General features: G+C 72.6%; 13 protein-coding genes. 9 read left to right on the top strand and 4 right to left on the bottom strand.

Features of this window, described 5'->3' with window-relative positions:
- Positions 1-17: 17 nt before the first annotated feature.
- Positions 18-1,259 (bottom strand): serine/threonine-protein kinase, encoded by a 1,242-nt coding sequence (locus tag ACFYXB_RS25165; RefSeq protein ID WP_389586182.1) that lies wholly within the window; start codon positions 1,257-1,259, stop codon positions 18-20.
- A gap of 185 nt (positions 1,260-1,444) precedes the next feature.
- Entirely contained in the window at positions 1,445-3,088 is a 1,644-nt protein-coding gene (locus ACFYXB_RS25160; RefSeq protein WP_389586180.1) for a serine/threonine-protein kinase, read from the bottom strand.
- A gap of 328 nt (positions 3,089-3,416) precedes the next feature.
- On the opposite strand from ACFYXB_RS25160, the gene ACFYXB_RS25155 reads away from it, so the two are divergent.
- The 8 genes from ACFYXB_RS25155 (at position 3,417) to ACFYXB_RS25120 (ending at position 19,048) form a co-directional block, all read left to right on the top strand.
- A complete protein-coding gene (locus ACFYXB_RS25155; protein ID WP_389586178.1) occupies positions 3,417-6,863 on the top strand; it encodes an FHA domain-containing protein in 3,447 nt (1,148 codons plus the stop codon).
- Between the two features lie 163 nt (positions 6,864-7,026).
- Complete coding sequence (locus tag ACFYXB_RS25150) at positions 7,027-8,409, top strand: ABC transporter substrate-binding protein (RefSeq protein ID WP_389586175.1); 1,383 nt, start codon at positions 7,027-7,029, stop codon at positions 8,407-8,409.
- 51 nt (positions 8,410-8,460) lie between these two features.
- Positions 8,461-9,804 carry a carbohydrate ABC transporter permease gene (locus ACFYXB_RS25145; protein ID WP_389586172.1) on the top strand — a complete coding sequence of 448 codons (1,344 nt, stop codon included), beginning with the start codon at positions 8,461-8,463 and terminating at the stop codon, positions 9,802-9,804.
- Positions 9,801-10,709 carry a carbohydrate ABC transporter permease gene (locus ACFYXB_RS25140; protein WP_351347944.1) on the top strand — a complete coding sequence of 303 codons (909 nt, stop codon included), beginning with the start codon at positions 9,801-9,803 and terminating at the stop codon, positions 10,707-10,709. Before ACFYXB_RS25145 ends, ACFYXB_RS25140 begins: the two co-directional genes overlap by 4 nt.
- A 154-nt stretch (positions 10,710-10,863) precedes the next feature.
- The gene (locus tag ACFYXB_RS25135) at positions 10,864-13,134 is read left to right on the top strand and encodes a CDP-glycerol glycerophosphotransferase family protein (RefSeq protein WP_389586170.1); all 2,271 of its coding nucleotides are present in this window, start codon (positions 10,864-10,866) and stop codon (positions 13,132-13,134) included.
- A gap of 205 nt (positions 13,135-13,339) precedes the next feature.
- Complete coding sequence (locus ACFYXB_RS25130; RefSeq protein ID WP_389586168.1) at positions 13,340-15,544, top strand: CDP-glycerol glycerophosphotransferase family protein; 2,205 nt, start codon at positions 13,340-13,342, stop codon at positions 15,542-15,544.
- Between the two features lie 7 nt (positions 15,545-15,551).
- A complete protein-coding gene (locus ACFYXB_RS25125; protein WP_389586166.1) occupies positions 15,552-17,777 on the top strand; it encodes a CDP-glycerol glycerophosphotransferase family protein in 2,226 nt (741 codons plus the stop codon).
- Positions 17,774-19,048, top strand: a complete 1,275-nt coding sequence (locus ACFYXB_RS25120; protein WP_389586163.1) for a hypothetical protein — start codon at positions 17,774-17,776, stop codon at positions 19,046-19,048. Before ACFYXB_RS25125 ends, ACFYXB_RS25120 begins: the two co-directional genes overlap by 4 nt.
- Before the next feature lie 13 nt (positions 19,049-19,061).
- Here ACFYXB_RS25120 and ACFYXB_RS25115 read toward each other — a convergent pair whose 3' ends face one another.
- On the bottom strand, positions 19,062-19,475 hold the full coding sequence (locus tag ACFYXB_RS25115) for an organic hydroperoxide resistance protein (RefSeq protein ID WP_351347954.1): 414 nt from the start codon (positions 19,473-19,475) through the stop codon (positions 19,062-19,064).
- A 131-nt stretch (positions 19,476-19,606) separates the two neighbouring features.
- On the opposite strand from ACFYXB_RS25115, the gene ACFYXB_RS25110 reads away from it, so the two are divergent.
- Positions 19,607-20,137 carry a MarR family winged helix-turn-helix transcriptional regulator gene (locus ACFYXB_RS25110; protein ID WP_389586161.1) on the top strand — a complete coding sequence of 177 codons (531 nt, stop codon included), beginning with the start codon at positions 19,607-19,609 and terminating at the stop codon, positions 20,135-20,137.
- Here ACFYXB_RS25110 and ACFYXB_RS25105 read toward each other — a convergent pair.
- Positions 20,085-21,695: a hypothetical protein gene (locus tag ACFYXB_RS25105; RefSeq protein WP_389586159.1), complete on the bottom strand. Its 1,611-nt coding sequence runs from the start codon at positions 21,693-21,695 to the stop codon at positions 20,085-20,087. The genes ACFYXB_RS25110 and ACFYXB_RS25105 overlap by 53 nt on opposite strands.
- Positions 21,696-21,744: the final 49 nt, after the last annotated feature.

Here is a 21,744-nt window from a genome sequence, read left to right as displayed (position 1 = left end):
CACGGTGAAACGCGAGGTCACGGGGTCGACGAGGTATGTGTCTCCTGGGGTGTCGCCCCCGCGTCGTCGCCCGACGCGGCCCAATACGCTCCCGCGCCGATGGCCGCGGCGAGCACCACGCCCGCCACTCCCAGCGTCACCCTGCGTCGCCGTGCCGCCGCGCGGTGCCGGGCCGAACCGGGGCGGCGGGAGCCCGGCGCCCTGGGCGCCCGTGCCGTACCGCGTGCTCCGCCGGCCAGCTCGTCGGGGCCCGGCACCCGCATCGACGTGTGCGTGTCCCGGTTGGAGTCCGGCTTGGCGCCCGGAACCAGCGACACCGCGCCCCGCCGCCGTACGGCATCCCCCTCAGCGGAACCGGCCGGAGGCGCGGGCTCCTCCTCCATCGTCTCCTCGCCGGGCTCCGTGTCCGGCTCGTCCACGTCCAGCGGCGGCATCCCGGCCAGCGTCGGCAGCTGCTCCCGCAGCCGCGCCGCCAGCTCGGACGCCCTGAGGCGCGACGCCGGTGCCTTCGCGAGGCACTGCACGATCAGCTGCCACAGCTCGTCGGGGATGCCGGGGAGGGGGACGACCGTCTCGGTCACGTGGCGGCGCAGAACCGCGCCGGGGTGTCCGCCGCCGAACGGCGTGAACCCGGCCAGCAGCTCGTACAGCACCGTCGCGAGGGCGTAGATGTCGACCGAGGCCCGCGGGGGCAGCCCCTCCACGATCTCCGGTGCCAGATAGTCCGGCGTCCCGATGATCTTCGTGGCGCGGGACCGCTTCGGGGAGTCGATCAGCTTCGCGATCCCGAAGTCCGTCAGCAGGGCCGGGTGCGCGCCGCCGGGGCCCAGCGGCCCCTGCATGTCCAGGAGCACGTTCTCCGGCTTCACGTCCCGGTGCACCACACCGGACGCGTGCGCCGCCGCGAGCCCGTCCGCGACGTCGGCCACGATGGCCACCGCCGCCTCGGGCGCCAGCCGCCGCTCCCGCTCGAGCCGGGTGCGCAGGTCCGTGCCACGGACCAGGTCCATGACGAGCGCCAGGTCGTTTCCGTCGACCACCAGGTCGCGCACCGACACTACGTGCGGGTGCTCGAGCCCGAGCAGCGCCGTGCGCTCCTGCACGAAGCGCCCGACGAGCTCCTGGTCGGACGCGAGATCCTCGCGCAGCAGCTTGATCGCGACGGGCCCTTCGGGACCCTCGCCCAGCCACACCGTGCCGGCGCTGCCCCGCCCCAGGATCTGGTTCGCGGTGTACCGGCTGCCGATCTTCCGTGCCAAGACTGCTCCTACAGACGCGTGTTGTCGCCAAAACTACGCGCCTGAAGAGCCAACCTTCACCACGGGGACGGAAATCACCCGCCAGGTGTCGACAAATCCCCAGACCGATGCCCGATCGAGCGGCATGTCGCTGCCCTGACCGGTTATTCGGTGTCGGTGGGCGGCTAGTTGGTGCCGGTGGGCGGCTAATTGCCGCCGGAACCGCCCGAACTGCCGCCCAGATCCTTGATCCACCCGGTCACGGTCCCGGCGAGGTCGCTCAGCTCGGCCCAGTAGCTCTTGCCCGTGCCGATCCAGTCCTGCAGCGGGCTCAGCTCCCACACCAGCCAGCCCGCGACGAACAGGATGACGACCGTGAACAGGCACCCCTTGAGGCAGCCGAGCCCGGGGATCTTCATCGGGTTGGCGCTGCGCTGCCGCGGCTCGCGAGCCGGGCGGCGGGGCTCCGCCGGGGCGGGCGGCGGCGAGTAGCGCTGCGGCTGCCGCTGGGGGGCCTGCGGGGCGTACTGCTGCGGCTGGTGCTGCTGCGGATGGCCGTACCCCTGCGGCGGGCGCTGCTGCTGTGCCGGCCTCGGCTGCTGCTGCGGCCGGGCCACCTGGCGCTGGGGGCGACGGCGCAGCGGGTCCTGATCGGGGTCGATGTACTGGACCTGCGTCTGCTCGTTGCGGTCGCGGGCCGCGCGCAGCTGCGTCTGCCAGGGGTGCGGCTGATCGGGCTGCACCCCCTGCTGCCCTTGCTGACCCTGCTGGCCGTACTGGCCCTGCGGCACGGGCGGCATGACCGCGGTCGGGTCGGCCGCGCCGGTGTTCGGCAGGACGCTGGTGGCCGCGTTCGGGTCGTACGCCCCGGCCGCCGAGCCCGTCGGCAGCACCTGCGTCGGGTCGGCGGCCCCCGGCATGCTCGGCACGGTGGCCGGCGACGGGTCGGGGGCGAGCAGGGCGCCCACGCCCTCGGCGGCGGCGATCTGCGCGGCGTTCGCGTGCACGCCGATGCCCTCGGAGACGACACGCAGGCCGCGCGCGAGGTTCTCGGCGCTGGGCCGGTCGTCGGGGTTCTTGCGCAGGCAGCGCTCTATGACCGTCCACAGCGGGTCGGGGACGGTGGAGGGGCGGCGCGGCTCGGCGTTCAGGTGCTGGTGCAGGACCTCGAGGGCGGAGCCCCCGGAGAACGGCGGGCGTCCGGTGACCAGCTCGTACAGCAGGATTCCGGCGCCGTAGATGTCGACGGCGGAGGTCTGCGGACGGCCCTCGGCGGACTCCGGCGCGACGTACGCGGGCGTGCCGACGAACTCCTGGGTGCGGGTGAGGCCCGGGGAGTCGGCGAGACGGGCGATGCCGAAGTCGGTCAGCATCGGGTGCATCTGGCCGCCCTGCTGCTCAAGCAGCACGTTGGCCGGCTTCAGATCGCGGTGCACGACGCCGTCGGCGTGGCTGGCCGCGAGCGCGTCGGCGATCTGGGCGCTGAGCAGGGCCGCGGCGACGGGCGTGAAGGGGCCGTTCTCGCGCAGATAGCGGTGCAGGTCGGGGCCGTCGACGAGGTCCATGACCAGGGCCAGCAGATCGCCCTCGACCACCAGGTCGCGGACCCGGACGATGTTGGGGTGGGTCAGCCGGAGCAGGACGGAGCGCTCCCGCAAAAACCGCATGACGATGTCCGCGTCGCTCGCGAGCTCCTCCTTGAGGACCTTGATCGCGACGGTCTCACCGGGCTGGCCGGGCACGGCCGCCTCGGCGCCCGCGGTCTCTCGCTGGCGGGCTCGCCAGACGGTCCCCGTGGCACCGCGTCCGAGCGGCTCCTCGAGGAAGTACTTGCTGCCTACCGGCCGCACGTCATGCGCTCCCTGCTGCTTGCTGGTGATCCGACCCGTGTTTCGAACCACTGTAGTGCCCGGTACGTACGGCTTCCCGAGCATGTTCGAAGGAAAGACGCTCACCTCGGTCTCCTGGTTGCCGAAGCCTGACATGACCGATCTCAAGTGGTCGTCAGTACGGTCCTGGTCAGGCATTTTTAGGGGCAGAGCCGACCAATCAAGATCACTTACCACCGGGCCGCGGGCGTGTTGTCAGTGACAGGTGCGAGGATGCCTGCAGTACTGGCCGACGTGCTCGTGGGGTGGGGGGAAGTCCGCGCCCGCGCAGAAGGGACCGCTGACGCCGATGCAGATCCGGCTGACCGTCGTAGACCCGCTGGGCCCGCCCCCGCAGCGGGGTCGCGTCGCGAGCCGCGACGTGCTGGTCACGGCGCCCACCGGCACGGCCCTGGCGGCGGTGGCCTCGGGGCTCGCCTCGGCGGTCGCCGGGAGCCCGGAAGCAGGCCGGGAGGGCGGCTCCCCGGTCGTGCTCTACGCGGGCACGGAGCGCCTGGACGCCCGCCACTGCACGCTCGGCGAGCCCCCGCTGGTCGACGGCGCCGTGCTGTCCCTGGGCGCGCCCGCCGCGCCGGAGCCGCATCCCGAGCTGGACGACGCCCCGACCCGGCTGCACGTGGTCGCGGGCCCGGACGCGGGCGGGGTCCACCTGCTGCACGGCGGCAGCATCACCATCGGCCGGTCCGCCGACGCCGACGTCCCGCTCGACGACCCGGACGTCTCCCGGCTGCACTGCGCGGTCACGGTGGCCGCCGACGGCCGCGTCTCGGTCGCCGACCTCGGCTCCACGAACGGCACGGCGCTGGACGGCACACGCGTGGGCGACCGCCCGATCCGCTTCACTCCGGGCGCGCTGCTGCGCATCGGTGAATCGGCCCTGCGGCTTACGCCGTCCGGGGGTCCGGGGGCCCGGGTGAAGACGACGCCCGACGGCGAGGGGTGCGTGCGCGTGACGCCGGGGGGCGGGGACAGCGACGATGCCGGGAGTGCGGACGGCGCCCTGGGCGACGGGTCCGGGGCCGAAGGTGCGTACGGCGGAGGTGGCGCGGCCGGGTCGGGCCCGGGTACGGCGGGGCACGCGCGCGTGGACGCGTCAGCCGGGCCCACGCACCATGCGTACGGCACGGGGAACTGGGCGGCGCAGGCGCAGGAGCACGGGCCGATGGAACCGCCCGTCGTACCGGGCCAGGGCGGCGCACCGCGGATCGAGAGCCGGGGCGGGATGCCGGGCGGGATCCCGGGACCGCGCGGAGCCACGACGACGACCACGGGCATCGGCGGGAACAGCGGGGACACCCACGGAGGCCGCTTCGGCTCCGGCACCTCGGCGTCCAGTACGGCAGCACACGACACCGCACCGGACGGCGGCCCGTACGGCACGCACGCGTACGGCGATCACCACGGCGCGGACGCAGGCAGCGACACCGGCACCGGCAGCACCCGCAAAGGCACCCCCCTCCGAGGCACCGACATCCCTCCGGGCGTGCGCAGGCGCGGCGGGATCGGGGCCTGGGCGCGGCGGCTGGCCGGAGGACGCGGGGAAGCGTCGGCGCCCGGCCGCCACGCGTACGGCGCGGACGGTGTCAACGGCACCGGCATGCCCGCAGCGGGCGGCCCGCAGCTGCCCGAGACCTGGCCGGACCCGGCGGCGCTGCTGCTGACGGCGCTGGGACCGGGCCCCCGGTTGTGGGAGCGCGGGCCGGATCACCCGGAGACGCTCACGGTCCGGCTGGGTACGGCGGACCGGACGGCCCCGGACGGCTCGGGCCTGCTGCCCGCCGTCCCGGTCACCGCCGATCTGCGCGAGGCCGGGTCGTTGGGCCTGGCCGGGCCCCGCGCGCGGCTGTCCGGCCTGGCGCACGCGGTGCTGGCGCAGCTCGCCGCGCTGCACTCCCCCGACGCGCTGGAGATCGTGCTGATCAGCGCGGACCGCGCCCGCCCGCTCGAGGAGCGCACCGCAGAGTGGTCCTGGCTCGGCTGGCTGCCGCATCTGCGTCCAAGCCACGGCCAGGACTGCCGACTGCTGCTCGCCTACGACCGCGAGCAGGCCGCGGCCCGCACGGAGGAGCTGCTGCGCCGCGTTGAGGACCAGGCGGCGGAGGGGACCGCGCTACGGCACAGCGCACCCGGCGAGAAACAACGCCCTCGCGCCGATGCCGGTGCGGACGCCACGGGCGGCTTCCCCGGGCCGTACACGGTCGTCGTGGTGGACGGCGACCCGGGCGGCGCCTCCCTGCGGGACGAGGTGGCGCGGCTCGCGGTCGAGGGGCCGCGGGCCGGGGTGCACGTCCTGTGCCTCGCCGAGACGGCGCCCGCCTCCCCGTCGTCGCCGGTGACGGAGACGTACGAGGCGGCGTGCGCGGTGGCGCCGACGTTCCGCGCGTGCGGAGCCGTGGCGCTGCTCGGCGGGGACGTCGCTACCGCGCTGCACCTGATGCGCGTCGCGCCCGCCGGCCCGATCGGTCCGGGTACGGTCGCGGCCGTCGACGCCGTCTCCCCCGCCTGGGCCGAGCGATTCGCGCGGGCGATGGCACCCCTGCGCACGGACGGCACCGGCGGCGAGCGACACCCGCGTGTGGCCACGCCGCTGCCCCAGTCGGCGCGTCTGCTGGACGAGTTGGGGCTCGCGCGGGCCACTCCGGCCTCGCTGATGGCGCGCTGGGCGGACGCGGCCGACGACGGGGAGTCGCTCGGCGGGCGGGCCTGGGCCGTGCTGGGCGCCGGGCCGCGCGGCCCGCTCTGTGCCGACCTGGTGGCCGAGGGGCCGCATCTGCTGATCGAGGGGCCGCCCGGCAGCGGCCGTACGGAGCTGCTGCGGGCCCTGGTCGCCTCGCTGGCTGCGGCCGAGCGCCCCGACCGCCTGGGCGTCGTCCTGATCGACGGCCGGGACGGCGTCGGTACGGTCGGCGGGCACGGCGAAGGGCTGCGGGTCTGCACGGACATACCGCATGTCACCACCCACCTGACCGCCAACGACCCCGTGCGGATGCGGGAGTTCGCGCAGTCCCTGAGCGCCGAGCTGAAGCGGCGCGCGGAACTGCTCGGGCGGACCGGCTTCGCCGAGTGGCACGCGCACCGCGAGCTGTCGGGCCGGTTCGTCGTGCCACGCACGGCGACGGGCCGGCCGGCCGCGGGCGGCAGCGGGGACATCGAGTCACCGCCCAGTTCGACGCTGCGGCTGCGGCCGTCGGCGAGCGCCCCTCAGCGGACGGAGGCGGCGCCGCCGCTGCCCCGGCTCGTGGTGGTCGTGGACGACCTGGACGCGCTGGTCTCCCCCGCGCTCGGTTCGCCGGGCCGGCCGGCCGCGGGTTCCGTGATGCGGGCCCTGGAGGCGGTGGCCAAGGAGGGCGACCGGCTGGGCGTCCACCTGGTCGCGGCGGCCGGCGTCGGCGGCCGTACGGCGGAGACGGAACCGGCACGACAGGCCACCCTCCGCGTCGCCCTGGACGCCCCGACCCCCGGACCGGAGGAACCGGCGCCCGGGCGTGGGCGGTTGACCTCGGCGGACGGACGCGTCACCGCGTTCCAGGGGGGCCGCGTGACGAGCCGTATCCCACGCACGGCGACCCAGCGCCCCACGGTCGTCCCCCTGGACTGGCACCGCATGGGCGACCCCCCGACCCGCCGCCCGGTACGCGAACTGGGCAACGGCCCCACGGACCTGGCACTCCTGGCGAGCGCGGTGGAACGAGCGGCGAGAGAGGTGTCGGCGACCCACATACCCTCGCTCCTCTGAAACTTCTCCGTGTGTCCGGCGTTTGAGGCCACTGATCACGAGCCGGTCACGATCTCCCGGTAACTCGCGCAGGCGCTCTTGCCGCAGTCAAGTCACCGGGCATACACCGGACCGCACGGGACAGCGCTCGGACGTTCGACGAAGAACGAAGAACGGGGCAGTGATGCGGAGCAACAGCAGCACCATCCGGACAAACAGGGCCGTCACCACCTGCGTGGCCCTCCTCGCGGGAGCGCTCGTGCTCACCGCCTGCGGGGGCAGCAACGACAACAAGAAGGACAACGGGGGCGGCAGCACCGCCACCGAATCGGGCAGCACCGTCACCCTCCCCAAGCTGAACGGGGCGAACCTGGAGGTCGCCGCCGTCTGGACCGGCGGCGAGCAGGCCAACTTCAAGAAGGTTCTCGCGGAGTTCGAGAAGCGGACCGGCGCCAAGGTCACCTTCGTGCCGGCGCAGGACCCGATCATCAACTTCCTCGGTTCGAAGATCGCGGGCGGCCAGCCGCCGGACGTCGCGCTGCTCCCGCAGCCCGGCGCGATCAAACAGGCCGTGGAGAAGAACTGGGCGAAGCCGCTGGGCGCCGAGGCGCAGGCGGAGCTGGCCAAGAACTACTCGCAGGGCTGGCAGGACATCGGCAAGGTCGACGGCAAGCAGTACGGCGTCTACTACAAGGCCGCCAACAAGTCGCTGGTCTGGTACAACGCGCAGGCCTTCGAGAACGCGGGCGCCAAGGAGCCGAAGACCTGGCAGGAGTTGCTGACGGCGGCGCAGGCGGTCTACGACTCCGGTGTCACCCCGTTCTCCGTCGGCGGCGCCGACGGCTGGACCCTGACCGACTGGTTCGAGAACGTCTACCTCTCCCAGGCCGGCCCGGAGAAGTACGACCAGCTCGCCCAGCACAAGATCAAGTGGACGGACCCCTCCGTGAAGGAGGCGCTCACCACGCTCGCCCAGGTCTGGGGCAAGAAGGACTATGTCGCGGGCGGCGCGGACGGCGCGCTGCAGACGGAGTTCCCGGCCTCGGTCACCCAGACCTTCACCGGCGGCGACCAGCCCAAGGCGGCCATGGTCTACGAGGGCGACTTCGTGCAGGTCAACATCGGTGAGACCAAGGCGAAGGTGGGCACCGACGCGAAGGCGTTCCCGTTCCCGACGGTGGGTTCGACCGCGCCGGTCGTCTCCGGCGGCGACGCGGCCGTGATCCTGAAGGACTCCAAGGCGGCCCAGGCGCTGGCCACCTTCCTGGCCTCCCCGGACGCGGCGACGATCCAGGCGAAGCTGGGCGGCTACCTCTCGCCGAACAAGAACGTGCCGAACTCGGCGTACCCGAACGAGGTGCAGCGCACGATCGCCAAGGCGCTGATCGCCTCCGGCGACGACTTCCGCTTCGACATGTCGGACCAGGCCCCGCAGGCCTTCGGCGGCACGCCCGGCAAGGGCGAGTGGAAGGACCTCCAGGACTTCCTGAAGAACCCGAAGGACGTCGCGGGCACCCAGGCGAAGCTGGAGAAGGACGCGGCGGCGGCGTACGGCAGCGGGAGCTGATCCCCGGATGACCGCACGCACCGCACTCCACGGACGAGGGGCGGTCCGGCGATGACGTCGGCCGCGGCGGCGGGCGCCTCACCCGCGCCCGTCGCGCCCCGCAAGCGCAAGAGCGTGACCGGCACCCGCAGGACCGTGGCAGCGCTCTTCCTGCTGCCCGCCCTCGTGCTGCTGGGCGCGCTCGTGGTCTACCCGATCGGGTACTCGATCGTCCGCAGCTTCTACAACGCCTCGGGCGACGGATTCTCCGGAGTCGACAACTACAAGGCCCTCTTCACGGACGACGGCATCCGTACGGCCCTGAAGAACAACATCATCTGGGTGGTGTTCGCGCCGACGGTCTCCACCGCCCTCGGTCTGATCTTCGCGGTGCTGACCGAACGGGTGCGCTGGGGAACGGCGTTCAAACTGGTCGTCTTCATGCCGATGGCGATCTCGATGCTGGCGGCCGGGATCATCTTCCGGCTCGTCTACGACCAGGACCCGGACAAGGGCGTCGCGAACGCCGTGTGGGTGGGCGTCCACGACACGTTCGCCCAGTCGTCGGCGTTCCCGAAGGCGCACCCGGGCCGCGAGTCGCCGCTGAAGCCGGACTCGGGCGGGTTCATCACGTCGGCCGCGGTCCACACCGGGCAGACCGTCACCCTGCCGCTCGTGGGCGTCGCCCCCGACCAGATGCCGTCCGGCGCGAAGCCGGCCGCGGCGGCGAAGGCCGACCCGGGGAAGATCACCGGTACGACCTGGCAGGACTTCACGCGCGGCAAGGGCGTGGGCAGGCTCGGCGCCCCCGACCCGTCCGAGCTCGGCTACCCCGGCATGAAGATCGAGGCGGTGAAGGACGGCAAGGTGGTGGCCTCGGCGAAGGCGGCCGCCGACGGCACGTTCACCCTGCCGGCCTCAGCCGACGGGGCCCAGCTCCGGCTCCCGGCAAGCAACTTCAAGGCGCCGTACAACGGCGTCGACTGGCTCGGCCCCTCGCTGGTCACGCCGGCCATCATCGGATCGTACGTCTGGATGTGGGCGGGCTTCGCGATGGTGCTGATCGCGGCCGGTCTCGCGGGCGTGCCCCGGGAGCTCCTGGAGGCGGCGCGGGTCGACGGGGCGAACGAATGGCAGGTGTTCCGCAAGGTCACGGTGCCGCTGCTGGCACCGGTCCTCGCGGTCGTCACCGTCACGCTGATGATCAACGTGCTCAAGGTCTTCGACCTGGTCTTCATCATCGCGCCCGGCTCCTCGCAGGACGACGCGAACGTGCTGGCCCTGGAGCTGTACCGCAAGGGCTTCGCGGAGAGCCAGCCCGGCATCGCGAGCGCGATCGCGGTGTTCCTGCTGCTGCTGGTGATCCCGGTGATGGCGTTCAACATTCGTCGGCTGAGGCGGGAGGGGCGGCGATGACGACGCACGCCGAAGGCATCGGCAAGGTGGCCCCCGTCGAGGTCGTGAAGGCGAGGCAGTCGCTCGGCTCGCGGATCGCGGAGAAGCTCAGCGGCGGACTGGTCCGCGTCTTCCTGATCGTCGTCGGCCTGTTCTGGCTGGTGCCGACCATCGGGTTGTTCATCTCGTCCCTGCGCGCACCCGAGGACATGAGCGCCAGCGGCTGGTGGAAGGTGTTCGCCCAGCCGTCCCAACTCACCTTCGACAGCTACCAGAAGCTGCTGGAGAACAGCGACATCACCAACTCCCTGGTGAACACGGTGCTGATCACGGTCCCGGCGACGGTCCTGGTGGTCGTCATCGGCTCCCTCGCGGGCTACGCGTTCGCGTGGATGGAGTTCCCGGGCCGCGACTGGTGGTTCCTCGCCGTGGTGAGCCTGCTGGTCGTGCCGGTGCAGGTCGCGCTGATCCCGATCGCCGAACTGTTCGGCAACATCGGCCTGTTCGGGACGATCTTCGGGGTGATCCTGTTCCACGTGGGCTTCGGCCTGCCCTTCGCGGTGTTCCTGCTGCGGAACTTCTTCGCGGAGATCCCGCGCGAGCTGCTGGAGGCGGCCCGGCTGGACGGGGCGGGTGAACTGCGTCTGTTCGCCCGTGTGGTGATGCCGCTGGGCGGGCCCGCGATCGCGAGCCTGGGCATCTTCCAGTTCCTGTGGGTGTGGAACGACATGCTGGTCGCGCTGGTGTTCACCAAGTCGGGCACCCAGCCGATCACGGTGGCGCTGCAGACGCAGGTGCGCCAGTTCGGCAACAACATCGACGTGCTGGCACCCGGCGCGTTCATCTCGATGGTGATCCCGCTGGCCGTGTTCTTCGCGTTCCAGCGGCAGTTCGTGTCCGGGGTGATGGCGGGCGCGGTCAAGTAGTCGTACGAAGAACAGCAGTTGAAGGGCGGGCCGACACCGGCCCGCCCTTCGGTGTTCACCCGGCGTCCCCCATTTGCCGGACGAACCGTAACCAAAGCACTCCATCGGCCGTTCCCGGGCAGAACGCCCGCGTCGACCGACCCATGGATGTCCCTTGCCCAGGTTCAGTGTCATTGTCCCCGCGTACAAGGTCCAGGCGTATCTGCACGAGTGTCTGGACTCGGTGCTCTCGCAGTCGTATCCCGATCTCGAAGTGATCGTCGTGGACGACTGCTCACCGGACGCGAGCGGGGCGATCATCGACGAGTACGCGGCCCGCGACGCGCGCGTCCGGGCCGTACATCTGCCTCGGAACGAGGGCCTGGGCGGCGCCCGCAACGCGGGGCTGGCGCAGGCCAGGGGCGACTATCTGGTCTTCCTGGACAGCGACGACACCCTCACCCCGGACGCCCTGCGCGCGATCGCGGACCGCATCAAGGAGACCGGCGAGCCGGACGTCCTGGTCTACGACCATGCGCGTACCTACTGGACGGGCGAGGTGGTGCGCGACAAATCCACGCCCCTGCTCACCGAACAGGGCCCGGCCCCCTTCCGCCTCGCGGACCGCCCCGGACTGCTGCGGGTCCTGATGGTGGCCTGGAACAAGGCGTACCGCAGGGAGTTCGTCGAGCGCGCGGAGTTCGCGTTCCCGTCGGGCTACTACGAGGACACCCCCTGGACCTACCCGGTCCTGATGGCGGCGGAGACCATCGCGACGCTGGACCGGGTGTGCGTGCACTACCGGCAGCGCCGCCGAGGCAGCATCCTCGGCACGACCAGCCGCAAGCACTTCGACATCTTCGAGCAGTACGACCGGGTCTTCGCCTACGTCGACGCACGGCCCGAGCTCGCCCGGTGGCGGCCGGTGTTGTTCCGCCGCATGATCGACCACTTCTCGACGGTGTTCACCAAGCGCGACCGGCTGCCGCGCGGCACCCGCGCCGAGTTCCTGCGCCGGGCCCGCGCCCACTGCCGCCGCTACCGCACGCCGGGCGCCCCCGTCACCCTGCGCACCCGCCTGCGGCACTCCCTGGTCCAACGCGGCCTGCACCGCACCTACCGCACGCTGCTGCTGGCCCGCACCGCCCGCGGCCGTACGCTCAAGGCCGCAGCCGGTCTCACCCGGGCCCTCAAGGCAGCCGCCCTCCAGCTGCACTACCGGATCCAGCTGTGCCTCCCCGTACGGGCCGACCGCGCCGTCTTCTCCGCGTACTGGGGCCGCGGCCACGGCTGCAATCCGGGTGCGCTGGAGGCCGCGTTCCGCACCCACGCCCAGCACATCCGCACGGCCTGGATCGCCGGCCCGCAATACCACCACACCGTCCCGCCGGGCACGCGCCGGCTGCGTCCCGGCACGGCCGCCTACTGGACGGCGCTGGCCCGCTCCAAGTACCTCGTCAACAACGTCAACTTCGACCGCCGCCTGCGCAAGCGCCCGGGCCAGGTCTTCGTGCAGACTCAGCACGGCACCCCGCTCAAGCACATGGGCCTCGACCTCCAGGAACGCCCGGCGGCGGCCCGCGGCACGGACTTCGCCGAGCTGCTGCGCGGCGTCGACAAGTGGGACTACGTCCTGTCCGCCAACCGTCACACGACCCTGACCTGGGAGCGTGTCTACCCCGGCCGCTACACGACGCTGGAGTACGGCTATCCGCGCAACGACGTCTTCCAGCGCGCCACCTCGGCGGACGTGACCCGGCTGCGCGAGCAGCTCGGCATCCCCGAGGGCACGGTGGCGATCCTGTACGCCCCCACCCACCGGGACCACCACCGCACCCAGCGCCCCCTCCTCGACCTGGACCGGGTCCTGCGCCGCCTCGGCCCGCGCTTCGTGATCCTGGCCCGCGCCCACTACTGGCACGACGGCCCGCTGACCGAGAGCACGCAGAGCGCCCGCGTCATCGACGTCAGCGCGCACCCGAGCGTCGAGTCCCTGTGCCTCGCCTCGGACGTGCTGGTCACCGACTACTCGTCGATCATGTTCGACTACGCCAATCTCGACCGGCCGATCGTCGTCCACATCGAGGACCGCGAGGCGTACGAGGCGTCCCGCGGCAGCTACTTCGACCTGCGCACCTTCCCGCCCGGCGCGGTCGCGCGCAGCGAGGACGAGCTGATCGACATCTTCGCGACCGGCCACTGGCGCGGCTCGCGCTCGGCTCAGCTGCGGGCGGCGTTCCGGGAGCGCTTCTGTCCGTACGACGACGGGCGCGCCGCCAAGCGGGTCGTACGGCACGTGGTGCTGGGCGAGTCGGAGCGTCTCGCGGCGTTCACCCCGCTCGGCGAGCGGCACCCGGTGCCCTCGGCCGCCTCGACGCTCGCACGCTCTCCGCTGGCCACCATTCCGCACCCTTCCAGCCCTCCCCCCGTCACCGAGAGCCACTGAACACCGTTCCCCCTACCGGGAGGTCCGATGCCCTCCAGCCCCTCACGGCCCACGCCGACCCGGCCGTCCACCTGGCGGCCGGCCGGGCGGCCCGGCCGTGTCCGTGCTACGTGAGCACGACGCGTGCCGCGTGAGAACGCTGCGTGCCGCGTGAGAACGACGCGCGCCCCGTGAGAAAGATCCGTACCACCCGAGAAAGAGCAGAATGCCCCGCTTCAGCATCATCGTCCCGTCCCATGGGGTCGCGGGCCGGCTGTCCCAGGCGCTGGACTCCGTCCTCACGCAGTCCTTCGGCGACCTGGAGCTGATCCCCGTCTGCGACGCGCCCGACTCCCCGGCGGCCCTGGTCGCCGCCGGTCACGCCGAGCGGGACCCCCGGGTGACCGCGGTGCACTCACCGCCGTCCGCCGGTCTGAGCGAGGCGCGCAACATGGGGATGCGGGCGGCGACCGGTGCGTATCTGCTGTTCCTCGACGGCGACGACCTCCTCCTGCCCGGGGCGCTGGCGGCGCTCGACGCACGGCTCACCGAGACCGGCGACCCGGACGTTCTCTATTACGAGCACGAGCGGCTGCCCTGGTGGGAGGGTGAGGCGACCAACCCCGTCGCCGCGCTGCTGACCAAAGCTCCGCAGGAGGCGTTCTCCCCCGGTCGGGCGCCCCAGCTCACCGGTGTGCCGTTCCCGGCGTGGAGCGCCGCCCACCGCCGCTCCTTCGTCACCGAGCACGAACTGGCCTTCCCCGACGGCAACTTCACGGACCTCGGCTGGGCCGGCCTGACCACGCTCGCCGCCGAGCGGGTCGCCGTACTGCGCTCGGTCCTGGTACGGCACCGACTGCGGCGACAGGGCAGCCGGCTGAACCTGCCGGGGGCGCATCACCACGAACTTCTCGACCAGGTGGCCCGTGTGCTGACCCGGGCCGCCGAACAGGGCATCTCCGTCGAGCGGTCGCGGGCGCTGTTCGAGCAGCTCTTCGCCGTCGTGCTGAAGACGGCCTCGCGGCCCGATCGGCTGGCCCCCGGGCACCGTCGTGCCTTCTTCCGCCTGGCGAGCCGGCTCTACCGGCGCCACCGGCCGAACGGCTACCCGGTGCCGGGCGGCCGTCTGGGCGTGCAGCACCTGCTGCTGGCCGCGGGGGCGTACACGGCGTTCCGCGCGCTGCGGGGCGCCAACCAGTGGGCGACCAGTGCGGCCGAACGCCTGCAAGGCACCCGCATGCTGCGCACCCGCTTCCTCTACCGGCGCGAGCTGCGCCGCCCCCTCGACCCCGACCTGGCCGTGTACTGCGCCTACTGGGGTCGCGGCTACGCCTGCAACCCCGCCGCGATCCACGCCAAGGCCCGTGAACTCGCCCCCCACATCCGCTCGGTGTTCCTCGTCGAGGCGGACCAGGCGCACGCGATGCCGGACGGCGTCGAGTACGCGGTGATCGGCAGCCGCCGCTACTGGGAGGTGCTCGCGCGGGCCACGTACCTGATCAACAACGCCAACTTCGCCGAGGACGTCGTCAAGCGGCCGGGCAGCGTGCACGTACAGACCCAGCACGGCACCCCGCTGAAGACGATGGGCGTGGACCAGTCGACGTACCCCGTGGTGGCCGCCCAGACGGGCAGTTTCACCAAGCTGCTGGGCCGCGTCGACCGCTGGGACTTCAACCTCTCCGCCAACCGCCACTCCACCCAGATGTGGGAACGCGCGTTCCCCGGCCGGTACGAGGCGCTGGAGTACGGCTATCCGCGCAACGACGTGTACTACACGGCGACCGCCGACGACGTGGCCCGCATCCGTCGCGAACTCGGCGTCCCCGAGGGCCGTACGGCCGTCCTGTACGCCCCCACCCACCGCGACCACCACACCGGTTTCGAGCCGGGCCTCGATCTGGAGGCCTTCTGCGCGGCGGCCGGCGAGGACATCGTCGTCCTGCTGCGCGCCCACTACTTCTACGACCTCGGGCGCGCGAAGAGCAGCGGCCGGATCATCGACGTCACCGCGCATCGCTCCTCCGAGGACGTGTGCCTGGCCGCGGACGCGCTGATCACGGACTACTCGTCGATCATGTTCGACTACGCCAACCTCGACCGGCCGATCATCGTGTACGCCGACGACTGGGAGGTCTACCGGGAGACCCGGGGCGTCTACTTCGACCTGCCGGCCGAGCCGCCGGGGCCGGTGGCGCGCACGCCGGCAGAGCTGGCGCGCGTGTTCCGCGACGGCTCGTACGCGGGAGCGGAGTCCACGGCGCTGCGGGCCGCGTTCCGGGAGCGGTTCTGCGAGTTCGACGACGGGCGCGCCGCCGAGCGCGTCGTACGGCGGGTGCTGCTCGGCGAGCCGCCGGAGGCGCTGCCACCCGTGCTCCCGCTCGCGGAGCGCGTCCCCGCCCCCGCCGCAGCGACCCTCGTGAGGAGCTGACCGAGCCGTGCCCCGCTTCAGCGTCATCGTCCCCTGTTTCAAGGTGCAGGGCTTCCTGCGCGAGTGCCTCGACTCCGTTCTGGCGCAGTCCTTCGGCGACTTCGAGCTGATCGCCGTGGACGACTGTTCGCCGGACGGCAGCGGCGCGATCCTCGACGAGTACGCGGACCGCGACCCGCGCGTGAAGGTGCTGCACCTGCCGGAGAACGTCGGCCTGGGCCGCGCCCGCAACGCCGGGCTGCCGCACGCCGGCGGCGACTACCTCTTCTTCCTCGACAGCGACGACACCCTCACCCCGGGCGCGCTGGGCGCCATCGCCGACCGGCTGGAGGAGTCCAGCGACCCCGACGTGCTGGTCTTCGACTACGCCCGCACCTACTGGTGGGGCGGAACGCGCCGCAACGTGCTCGCACACGTGCTGACCGAGGCCGGCGAGGGCACCTTCACGGTCGCCGAACAACCGCAGATCCTCGACCTGTTGATGGTGGTGTGGAACAAGGTCTACAGCCGTGAGTTCGTGGAGCTGAACGGCTTCCGCTTCCCGCCCGGCTACTACGAGGACACGCCCTGGACGTTCCCGGTGCTGCTCAGCGCCCGGCGCATCGCCGCCCTGGACCGGATCTGCCTGAACTACCGCCAGCGCCGCCAGGGCAACATCCTGTCCACCACCAGCCGCAAGCACTTCGACATCCACAAGCAGTACGAGCGGGTCTTCGCGTTCGTCGACGACCACCCCGAGCTGTGGACCTGGCGGCCCCATCTGCACCGCAAGATGGGCGAGCACTGCCTCGACATCCTCTCCAAGCCGGGCCGGCTGCCGCCCTCCGACAAGGGCGAGTTCTTCCGGCGTACGACGGAGATGTTCCGCAGGCACCGACCCGAGGGAGCCGACGTGTCCGGCGAGGTCGCGGTGCTGACCGGCTCGTACGCGGTGTACCAGGTCAGACGGCAGACGGCACGGGCGGGCCGGGAGGCCGAGCGGCGGGCCCTCCAGGTGCGCACGGCAGCCGCGGGCCGGGGCAGGCGGGGCCGATCCTGGCTGTACGCGCGCCGCCCGCTGGATCCGGAGCTCGCCGTGTACTCGGCGTTCTCGCACCGCGGGGTGCTCGGTGACCCGGCGGCCGTGTACCGCGCGGCGCGGGAGCTGGCGCCGCACTTCCGGGGGGTGTGGGTGGTGCGGGACCCGGAGGAGGCGGCGGAGGCGGGACTGCTGCCGGACGGCGTCGAGTACGTGCTGCCCGACACCCCGCGCGCTCTGGAGGTCACCGCGCGGGCGACGTTCCTCGTGAACAACGTCAACTGGCCCGCCACGCCGGGCAAACGCCCCGGCAGTGTGCACATCCAGACCCATCAGGGCACCCCGCTGAAGTACATGGGCGCCGATCTGCTGGGCAAGCCCGGCGCCCGGTACGGCGTCGACGTGCCGGGCATGCTGCGCCGGGCCGACCGCTGGGACTACAGCCTGGTCGCCAACCGCCACTCCGAGCTGGTGTGGGAGCGGGCCTACCCCTGCCATTTCACCTCGCTGCGCACCGGCAGCCCGCGCAACGACGTGCTGGTGGAGCCGCCGGCGGAGGCGGGCACGGCCTTCCGTCTCCGGCACGGGATTCCCGAGGACCACACGGTCGTGCTGTACGCGCCGACCCGCCGCGACTACCGCCGGGGCGGCCATGTGGACCGTCTGGACGTGGCCCGGTTCGCCGCGGACCTGGGCGAGGGCCGCACCCTTGTCGTACGGCTGCACCCCACCCTGGCGACCGGTCCGGCACGCGGCCTCGGCCTGGCCGAGCTCCACCGGCGCGGGGTCCTGGTGGACGCGACGGACGAGCCGCACGTCGAGGAGGTGATGCTGGCCAGCGATGCACTGGTCACCGACTACTCGGCCCTGATGTTCGACTACGCCAACCTCGACCGGCCGATCGTCGTCCACGCCGACGACTGGGCGGCGTACTCCGCGAGCCGGGGCGCCTACTTCGACATCACGGCCGAGGCACCGGGCCATGTGTCGTGCTCCCTGCGGGAGTTGGCGTGGCTGTTCGCCTCCGGGACGTGGCGGGACGAGGAGTCGGCACGGCTGCGGGCCGCGTTCCGGGCCCGGTTCTGCGAGTTCGACGACGGGCGGGCCGCCGAGCGGGTCGTACGAACGCTGCTGCTGGGCGAGCCGATGCCGGAGCCGGAGGCCGCCGGCGTGGCGGATCCGGTCGCCGGCCGCGACCTGCTGGCGTCGACATGAGGCCGCGCACCTGGGTGCTGGTCCTGGCCGCCGTGTTCGCACTGTTCCAGCTCGCGGGCGTCACCGGCCGGGACACGCCCGACTCCAAGAACTACGTGTCGTACGCGCTGAGTCTGGGCGGCGCGAGCAAGCGGGAGGCCGCGGCCGCCACCATCGACTGGGCGTGCTCGGGCGAGGCCTCGATCGCGCGCCGCAACCAGAGCGTCGACGTGAAGCACTTCCACGGCGCCGACCCGACCCGCCGGGTGACGAAGCGGTGCCGGGACTTCGAGTGGGGCGTGGTCGAGCGGCGCCTCGCGGCCGGGCAGACCGGCGGACACACCGTGCCGTTCATGCCGGCGCGCTTCATGCGGATCTTCGAGGTACGGCCCGGCTATCCGGTGTTCCTGCTGCCGTTCGTCACGGTGCTCGGCGTGACCTGGGGCGTGTGGCTGGCGAGCGTGCTCGTCTCGGTGGCGGGCGGGATCCTCGTGTTCCTGATCCTGCGCACCCTGTCCGTGCCGGTGCCGCTCGCGCTGACCGGCCAGGCCCTGTACTACGTCCTGCCGTGCGGCACGACCGCCATGCGCCCGATGACCGAGGGCCTGATGCTGGCACTGACCCTGGCGGTGGTGTGGGGCTGTGCGCTGGCCCTCACCAGGCAGGCGAGGGCCGGGGCGGTGCTGGTCGCCGGCTCGCTGCTCGCCCTGTTCACGGTCAAGCACTCCCAGTCCCTGTTCCTCGGCCTGTGCGTGGCCGCCGCGGGCACGGCGGTAGCCGTACGGCGACGGTGGCGCGGGCGGGCTCCGGGGCGCGGGGTCGTGACGGTCACAGCCGTGGGCTGCTGCGCGGCTCTGGGGACGGTGCTGCTGGCCCGGCTGCTGCACTACCCGTCCGAGAGCGAGAGCCTCCAGGACCTGCTCACCAGCCACTTCTCCGGCCCCGACCGCGCCCACCCGTGGTCCGAACTGCTGCACTTGGAGAGCAACTTCTGGCTGGAGTGGGCACGACGTCAGCTGTGGGAGCCGTTGTTCGTGGCGGCGCTGGCGGCGGGGGCGTGGGGCGCGCTGCGGCGGCCGGCGTTCGGGGCTTTCCTGCTGGCGGCCGCGTTCACCGGGATCCTCACCCAGGCCGGGCACCCCGACATCAACATCTGGGGCAACCGGCTGATCGTGCTGGCCTGGCTGCTGCCGGTGGTCGGGGTGCCGCTGCTCCTGGAACCGGTCGTCCGCCGTCGCCTGCCCCTGCCCGCGCAGGGACATGGCGAACGGCAGGCTCACTCGATGAGGTGAGCGACGGTTGTGGTCACTCGATGACGAGGTCGACCTCGATGTTGCCGCGGGTGGCGTTGGAGTAGGGGCACACCTGGTGGGCCTGCTCGACCAGCTTGCGGCCGGCCTCCTGGTCCACGGTGTCGGGCAGTTCCACGCGCAGGGTGACCTTCAGACCGAAGCCCTCGCCCTGCTTGCCGATGCCGACCTCGGCGGTCACCGCGGCGTCGGAGACGTCCACCTTCGCCTGGCGGCCGACCACGCCCAGGGCGCTGCCGAAACAGGCGGCGTACCCGGCGGCGAAGAGCTGCTCCGGGTTGGTGCCCTCGCCGTTGCCGCCCAGCTCCACCGGCGGGGCCAGCTTGACGTCGACCTTGCCGTCGGAGGAGACGGCGCGACCCTCACGGCCGTGCGTGGCGGTGGCGACTGCGGTGTAGAGCGCGTCCATGGAAGACCATCCCTCTCGAAAACAACGTATCGCGTTCCGGCGGCTCCTGTTCGGCCGCCCTCACGACGACAAGTAGAGCACACAATTAAGTTGTGTACAACTTAGTGACCCACAAGAGCTATCCTTGAGTCATGACCGCCACTCCGACCCCCGCGGCCCCGGCTCCCGCCGCTGCTGCCTCCGCGACTCCCGCCTCCGCCGGCGAGGCGGACTGGCTCCGCCTGGACGGCCAGATCTGCTTCTCCCTGCACGCCGCGTCCCGCGCCTTCAACGGCGTCTACCGCGTGGTCCTCAAGGACCTCGGCCTCACCTACCCGCAGTACCTGGTGATGCTCGTGCTGTGGGAGCGGGGCGACCTGCCGGTCAAGAAGCTGGGCGAACATCTGCGCCTCGACTCCGGCACGCTCTCGCCGCTGGTCAAGCGGCTGGAGGCGGCCGGACTCGTCCGGCGGGAACGCAGCACGCGCGACGAGCGGTCCGTGGAGGTACGGCTGACCGAGGAGGGCACGGCGCTGCGCGAGCGGGCGCTGCAGGTGCCGCGCCGCATCGCCGCCGCGACCGGCCTCGACCTGGAGGAGATCGGCGCGCTGCGCGAGCGCCTCGACGCGCTCACGACCGCGCTGGACGCGGAGGCCCTGCGGGCAGCACCGGAGTGTCTGTAGCGAGCGTCCGGCGGACGTAGAGGCGCAGGATCACGCCGCGCCGCACCGACTGCTCGCTGAGCGCGAACTCCTCGTTCAGGACGGCGAGTTTGAGCCGCTCGACGGGATTGCGCGGGCCGGGCGGCTCGACGGCGTACCGCTCGGCGACCACCCACACCCGGTCAAGACCGGCGAGCCTGCGCCGCAGGACGTCCCGGTCCACCTCGGTGCCGTACAGCGTCCCGGACACCGACGCCCGCGCCGCCAGCGCCACGTCCCGCGTCCCGCGGAACCCCGCCGGATACGCCAGCGCCGTGCCACGCGCGTGTGAGGGCAGGAACAGCACCGGGTCACCCGGCCGCAGTTCACGGGCGGCGACCGTGGAGACGGCGGCCAGGTTGTCGGGACGGTGGTCGGGGGAGCGGTCGTCGCGGAGGAGGGGGAGCTGGTGGGCGAAGGCGAACGTGATGGCGAGGGTGCCGGTGAGGGTGAAGAGGGGGGCGGAGAAGCGTGCGGGAAGCGGTGCGCGGGCAGGCGTGCGGGAACCCGCCCACCGTAGGCGCCCCAGCAACTCGGCCACCCGGTCCGCGCCGGCCGCGACCGTCAACGGCGCTCCCGCCAGCGCGTACAGCACATACCGGTCGACATACAGCGGCGCGACCTGCGAGATGAGCATCAACGTCACCGGCGGCACCACGGCCAACGGCACGGCGACTCCCGCGCACGTCAGCTCCCCGCGCCGCCCCACCACCCGGGTCAGCCCGATCGCCGCGAACGCGAGGCAGGTCCAGTACACCCCCGACGTCGGCCCCACGAACGCCCGCAGCAGTTCCTGAGCTCGATCCATGTCGGGCGCCCGCAGCCAGGCGAGCTGTGCCGACTGGGACTGCGAGACGGCCACCATCGGCAGCAGCAGCACGACGACGCCCCCGGCCGCCCGGCCCCACCCCCACCACACGCGGCCCGGCACGCGCGCGAGGGCGAGCGACGCCGCGTGGGCGAGCAGCACCAGAACCGCGAACTCGTGCAGCAGACAGGTGACGCCGAGAACAGCGCCGTACGCCCACCAGCACCGGCCACCGGCCCCCACAGCGGAGCCTGTCGCCCGCACGAGCAGCAGCGTCGCCCCCGCCGCGCCGGCCGCGACCAGTGCGTACGAGCGGCCCTCCTGCGCGTAGTGGCCGACCATCGGTGTGACCGCGTACAGCAGTCCGGCCCACAGCCCCACCCGCGGCCGTGCCAGCCGGGTGCCGAGCGCGGCGACCAGGCCCGCCGTGGCCGCCGCCCCGCACACCGAGGGGAGCCGGAGGAGGACCTCGCCCGGGTGGACGGCCAGGACCACGTGTATGAACAGGTAATAGAGGCCATGCACGGCGTCCACGCCGTGCAGCAGCCGCCAGATCTGCGGCACCGTGCGCCGCGCGACCTGGAACGTGACGGCCTCGTCGCGCCATATGCCGCCGCGGTCGACCCCCCACAGCCCGAGCACGGACATCACTCCCACGGGGACGGCCACAACTGCCGTACGACGGAAACCTGCCGGGACGGCGACGGTCGCGCTACGACCGACACGGCTCATCCCGAGGACAGCCACGACCGCCGTACGACGAAGATGTCTCGACGGTCGG

The sequence above is a fragment of the Streptomyces sp. NPDC002619 genome (assembly GCF_042889305.1).
Lineage (GTDB): Bacteria > Actinomycetota > Actinomycetes > Streptomycetales > Streptomycetaceae > Streptomyces.
The sequence above is the reverse complement of the archived record's forward strand: the minus strand, read 5'-3'. Positions and strand labels throughout refer to the sequence as shown.